5 protein-coding genes are annotated in these 5,202 nt (G+C 70.0%); 3 read left to right on the top strand and 2 right to left on the bottom strand.

The annotated features are described in order from the left end of the window. Window positions 1-136: 136 nt before the first annotated feature. A complete protein-coding gene (locus tag ABZ340_RS36275) occupies window positions 137-691 on the bottom strand; it encodes a hypothetical protein (RefSeq protein WP_358786159.1) in 555 nt (184 codons plus the stop codon). 113 nt (window positions 692-804) lie between these two features. Next, window positions 805-1,044 carry a hypothetical protein gene (locus tag ABZ340_RS36270; RefSeq protein WP_358786158.1) on the bottom strand — a complete coding sequence of 80 codons (240 nt, stop codon included), beginning with the start codon at window positions 1,042-1,044 and terminating at the stop codon, window positions 805-807. Between the two features lie 183 nt (window positions 1,045-1,227). Here ABZ340_RS36270 and thyX point away from each other — a divergent pair, with 183 nt between their 5' ends. The 3 genes from thyX (at window position 1,228) to ABZ340_RS36255 (ending at window position 4,928) form a co-directional block, all read left to right on the top strand. Further along, window positions 1,228-1,968 (top strand): FAD-dependent thymidylate synthase, encoded by a 741-nt coding sequence (thyX, locus tag ABZ340_RS36265; RefSeq protein ID WP_358786157.1) that lies wholly within the window; start codon window positions 1,228-1,230, stop codon window positions 1,966-1,968. Between the two features lie 208 nt (window positions 1,969-2,176). Further along, a complete protein-coding gene (gene dapA, locus ABZ340_RS36260; RefSeq protein WP_358786156.1) occupies window positions 2,177-3,076 on the top strand; it encodes a 4-hydroxy-tetrahydrodipicolinate synthase in 900 nt (299 codons plus the stop codon). Between the two features lie 166 nt (window positions 3,077-3,242). Continuing rightward, window positions 3,243-4,928 (top strand): ribonuclease J, encoded by a 1,686-nt coding sequence (locus ABZ340_RS36255; RefSeq protein WP_358786155.1) that lies wholly within the window; start codon window positions 3,243-3,245, stop codon window positions 4,926-4,928. The last annotated feature ends 274 nt before the right edge of the window (window positions 4,929-5,202 follow it).

Below are 5,202 nucleotides of genomic sequence, written 5' to 3'. Positions count from 1 at the left end.
GCGTGGCCGGGGGCGGGGGGGGCCCCCGCCCCCCCGGGCGGGGGGGGGGGGGGCCCGGGGGCCCCCGCCCCCCCCCCCCCGGGGGGGGGGGCCCCCCCCCCGCGCCCCCCCCCCCACCCCTGTGTGTGCGGTGATCTCAGCCGCGCCGGTACTCGTCCGCCCATGCCTCCACGGAGTCCGCGGCCCGGTCGAAGGCCTCCGGCCGGGCGAGGAAGTCCGCGTTGTGCGTCGTCAGCAGCGTCGGCGCGCCACCGGCCGCCCGCCCCTGCCGCAGCAGGACCAGTGCCTGGCCCTGCACCGTGCGCGGCAGCCCCAGCCAGCGCACCGGCTGCTGCACCGTCCGCACCTGCGCGACCTGCCCCCAGGGCGCCGTACGCGTCCTGAGGAAGGCCACGTGCCGCAGCCCCCGCGCGCTCACCCACACGCCCATCCGCAGCAGCCGCAGCGCGCAGACGATGACGACCGCCGCGACACCGAAGATCACACCGGCGGACGCGGGCGTGGCCGTCGCGGCGATGATCACCGCCGCGAACAGCACGAACGAGGCGAGCAGCAGCATGATCGCCGCCGTCCCCACGCGCCACGGACCCGGACGGTAGGGCCGGCGCCAGCGGTCGCGGTCGTCGTACGGCAGCGCTGCGTCGTCGGCTGCCTCGAAGGCGCGGTCGGCCGTCAGGAAGGGCAGGGGCACGGCGGGTCCTCACTCGTCCAGGGCGTGGGCTGTGCCCGGTGAGGTTATCGACCTGTGTTCCCGGTCACCACTCTCGGGGGGCCGGATGGAGTCAGGACCGGCGCGGTGACCCCTCAGCGGCCGTCGGACGCCTGCGACTGCTGGGTCTGGGACGAGGAGTGGTCGAGTGACAGGGCGGGCATCCCGATGACCAGGGAGCCCACGAGGGCGGCGACGATGGTCAGGCCCAGCAGCCAGCGCCCGGCCAGCTGGCCGAAGGACGCCCGCTCGGGGGGCGGGGGAGTGACATTGCTGCGGAACCTGTCGGCCTCGGCGAGAAAGGCGAAGGGGACGGGCTCACGCCGGCGGAACATCAGGATTGCATCTCCTCTCGGGAACGAACCGGTGCTTTCGGTGGTGCTACCGGTACAGACGAATGAATCCCCCCGCAGGTGCCCGGTTTCAGCGATTTCATCGCAGGAGGGTGCCCGGCCCCCCGTTTGGCGGGCCGTAGAGTGGCTGCGCCAAGAGACGAGATGGGAAGGCCCCCCCGAACCGTGACCGAGACCCCTGACGACGACTTCAAGATCGATCTCCGCAGCGACGTCACCGTGGAACTGGTGAAGCACAGCGCGGCCGACGCCGACGTGCTGTTCGCGGCCCGTGTGTCGACCGTCGGTGAGCAGTCCCTCGACGAGCTGGACAAGGACCCGGAGCGTTCCAAGGGGCTGATCAACTTCCTGATGCGGGACCGGCACGGCAGCCCCTTCGAGCACAACTCGATGACCTTCTTCATCAACGCGCCGATCTTCGTCTTCCGCGAGTTCATGCGGCATCGCGTGGGCTGGTCGTACAACGAGGAGTCCGGCCGCTACCGCGAGCTCCAGCCGGTCTTCTACGTGCCGGACGAGTCCCGCAAGCTGGTCCAGCAGGGGCGGCCGGGCAAGTACGTCTTCGTCGAGGGCACCCCGGCCCAGCACGAGCTGGTGGGGCGCGCCATGGAGGACTCCTACCGCCAGGCCTACCGGACCTACCGGCAGATGCTCGCCGCCGGCGTCGCCCGCGAGGTCGCCCGTTCGGTGCTCCCGGTCGGCCTGTACTCGTCGATGTACGCCACCTGCAACGCCCGCTCGCTCATGCACTTCCTCGGCCTGCGCACCCAGCACGAGCTGGCGAAGGTCCCTTCCTTCCCCCAGCGGGAGATCGAGATGGTCGGCGAGAAGATGGAGGCGGAGTGGGCCAGGCTCATGCCGCTCACGTACGCCGCCTTCAACGCCAACGGCCGCGTGGCCCCGTGACGCATCCGTTCCCCGGTCCGGCACAGATGCGCGCGTCAGCCTCGCGAGGTGTCCGTATTGCGGCATTTCGTGAATTTCATCTAGCCTGATCGAACGGACCCGGCACTGCTTGAACCCCCGAGCAGGCAGTGCCGGGCTCCACCTTTGTCACGACTTGTCGCCCGCCCCTCGGGCAGACCCCGCCCCGCGCAACGAGTAGCGTGTAACCATGGCTCCGACCTCGACTCCGCAGACCCCCTTCGGGCGGGTCCTCACCGCCATGGTCACGCCCTTCACGGCGGACGGCGCACTCGACCTCGACGGCGCGCAGCGGCTCGCCGCCCACCTGGTGGACGCAGGCAACGACGGCCTGATCGTCAACGGCACCACCGGCGAGTCCCCCACCACCAGCGACGCGGAGAAATCGGACCTGGTACGAGCCGTCCTGGAGGCGGTCGGCGACCGCGCCCACGTCGTCGCCGGCGTCGGCACCAACGACACCCACCACAGCATCGAGCTGGCCCGCGCCGCCGAGAAGACCGGCGCCCACGGCCTGCTCGTGGTCACCCCGTACTACAACAAGCCCCCGCAGGAGGGCCTGTACCGGCACTTCAAGGCCGTCGCCGACGCCACCGGACTGCCGGTCATGCTGTACGACATCCCCGGCCGCAGCGGCGTCCCGATCAACACGGAGACGATCGTCCGCCTCGCCGAGCACCCGCGGATCGTCGCCAACAAGGACGCCAAGGGCGACCTGGGCCGCGCGAGCTGGGCCATCGCGCGCTCCGGCCTCGCCTGGTACTCCGGCGACGACATGCTGAACCTGCCGCTGCTCTCCGTCGGCGCCGTCGGCTTCGTCTCGGTCGTCGGCCACGTGGTCACCCCCGAGCTGCGCTCCATGGTCGACGCGTACGTCGCCGGCGACGTACAGAAGGCCCTGGAGATCCACCAGAGGCTGCTCCCCGTCTTCACCGGCATGTTCCGCACCCAGGGCGTCATGACCACCAAGGCCGCGCTCGCCCTGCAGGGCCTGCCCGCCGGCCCGCTGCGCCCGCCCATGGTGGAGCTCAGCCCCGAGGAAACCGAGCAGCTCAAGATCGATCTTGCCGCCGGCGGGGTACAGCTCTGACCAACAGACTTCGCAAGACCGCGCACCACCCGCGCACGGCCGGACCCCACAACTGAATAGGCAGGCCACCGGTGCCTGCACCCGTCCACGACAACTGCTTCTGCACGAAACGTCATGCGCGCCACGTGCCACACCGGTACGTGGCGCGCGTGGTGAGGAGAGTCTTTTGAGTCATCCGCATCCCGAACTGGGCCCGCCCCCGCCGCTTCCCGCCGGCGGCCTGCGGGTCACCCCGCTCGGCGGCCTCGGCGAGATCGGCCGGAACATGACCGTCTTCGAGTACGGCGGCCGCCTGTTGATCGTCGACTGCGGAGTGCTCTTCCCCGAGGAGGAGCAGCCCGGAATCGACCTGATCCTCCCGGACTTCTCGTCCATCCGGGACCGCCTCGACGACATCGAGGGCATCGTCCTCACCCACGGCCACGAGGACCACATCGGCGGCGTCCCCTACCTCCTGCGCGAGAAGCCGGACATCCCGCTGATCGGCTCCAAGCTGACCCTCGCCCTCATCGAGGCCAAGCTCCAGGAACACCGCATCCGCCCGTACACGCTGCAGGTGGAGGAGGGGAACCGCGAGCGTATCGGCCCCTTCGACTGCGAGTTCATCGCGGTCAACCACTCCATCCCCGACGCGCTGGCCGTCGCCATCCGCACCCCCGCGGGCATGGCGGTCCACACCGGCGACTTCAAGATGGACCAGCTCCCGCTGGACAACCGCCTCACGGACCTCCACGCGTTCGCACGCCTGAGCGAGGAGGGCATCGACCTCCTCCTCTCGGACTCCACGAACGCCGAGGTCCCCGGCTTCACGCCGCACGAGCGGGACATCTCGGGCGTCCTGCGCCAGGTCTTCGCCGGCGCCCGCAAGCGGATCATCGTGGCGAGCTTCGCCAGCCACGTCCACCGCATCCAGCAGATCCTGGACGCGGCGTACGAGTACGGCCGCCGCGTCGCCTTCGTCGGCCGCTCCATGGTCCGCAACATGGGCATCGCCCGTGACCTGGGCTACCTGAAGGTGCCTCCGGGCCTGGTCGTGGACGTCAAGACCCTCGACGACCTCCCGGACCACGAGGTGGTCCTCGTCTGCACGGGCTCCCAGGGCGAACCGATGGCGGCCCTGTCCCGCATGGCCAACCGGGACCACCAGATCCGCATCGTCGAGGGCGACACGGTGATCCTGGCGTCCTCGCTCATCCCCGGCAACGAGAACGCGGTCTACCGCGTGATCAACGGCCTGACCCGCTGGGGCGCCAACGTCGTCCACAAGGGCAACGCCAAGGTCCACGTCTCGGGCCACGCCTCGGCCGGCGAGCTGCTGTACTTCTACAACATCTGCCGCCCGAAGAACCTGATGCCGGTCCACGGCGAGTGGCGCCACCTGCGCGCCAACGCGGAACTGGGCGCCATGACCGGCGTCCCGCACGACCGCATCGTCATCGCCGAGGACGGCGTGGCCGTCGACCTGATCGAGGGCAAGGCGAAGATCTCCGGCAAGGTCCAGGCCGGCTACGTGTACGTCGACGGCCTCTCGGTCGGCGACGTCGGCGAACCGGCCCTCAAGGACCGCAAGATCCTCGGCGACGAGGGCATCATCTCGGTCTTCGTCGTCATGGACGCGTCCACCGGCAAGATCACTGGTGGCCCGCACATCCAGGCCCGCGGCTCGGGCATCGAGGACTCGGCCTTCGGCGACGTGATCCCCAAGATCACGGAAGCCCTGGAGCGCTCCGCCCAGGACGGCGTCGTCGAGCCCCACCAGCTCCAGCAGCTCATCCGCAGGACGCTGGGCAAGTGGGTCTCCGACACGTACCGGCGCAGGCCGATGATCCTCCCGGTCGTCGTGGAGGTCTGACGGGCCGTCGGGTCCTGACCCGCACGAACCCGGAGCGGGGCGCCGCGATTTGCATCGGGGCGCCCCGCTCCAGTACGTTTACAACCCCCACCGAACGGGAACCCGCTCACTTCACGTGTTGCGGAGCCCCCGGAGGGGCGGGAAATCCGACTCAGAAACTCTGATAAAGTCGGAAGCGTCGGAAAGGGAAACGCGAGAGCGGGAACCTGGAAAGCACCGAGGAAATCGGATCGGAAAACGATCTGATAGAGTCGGAAACGCAAGACCGAAGGGA

It is taken from the genome of Streptomyces sp. NPDC006134 (assembly GCF_040628835.1).
In the GTDB taxonomy this organism is placed as follows: Bacteria; Actinomycetota; Actinomycetes; order Streptomycetales; family Streptomycetaceae; genus Streptomyces.
The sequence above is the reverse complement of the archived record's forward strand: the minus strand, read 5'-3'. Positions and strand labels throughout refer to the sequence as shown.

What these genes read in the sequence shown, in the direction of transcription:
- ABZ340_RS36270 (WP_358786158.1), bottom strand. Translation starts at nt 1,044, where the DNA reads ATGTTCCGCCGGCGTGAGCCCGTCCCCTTCGCCTTTCTCGCCGAGGCC.
- dapA (WP_358786156.1), top strand. Translation starts at nt 2,177, where the DNA reads ATGGCTCCGACCTCGACTCCGCAGACCCCCTTCGGGCGGGTCCTCACC.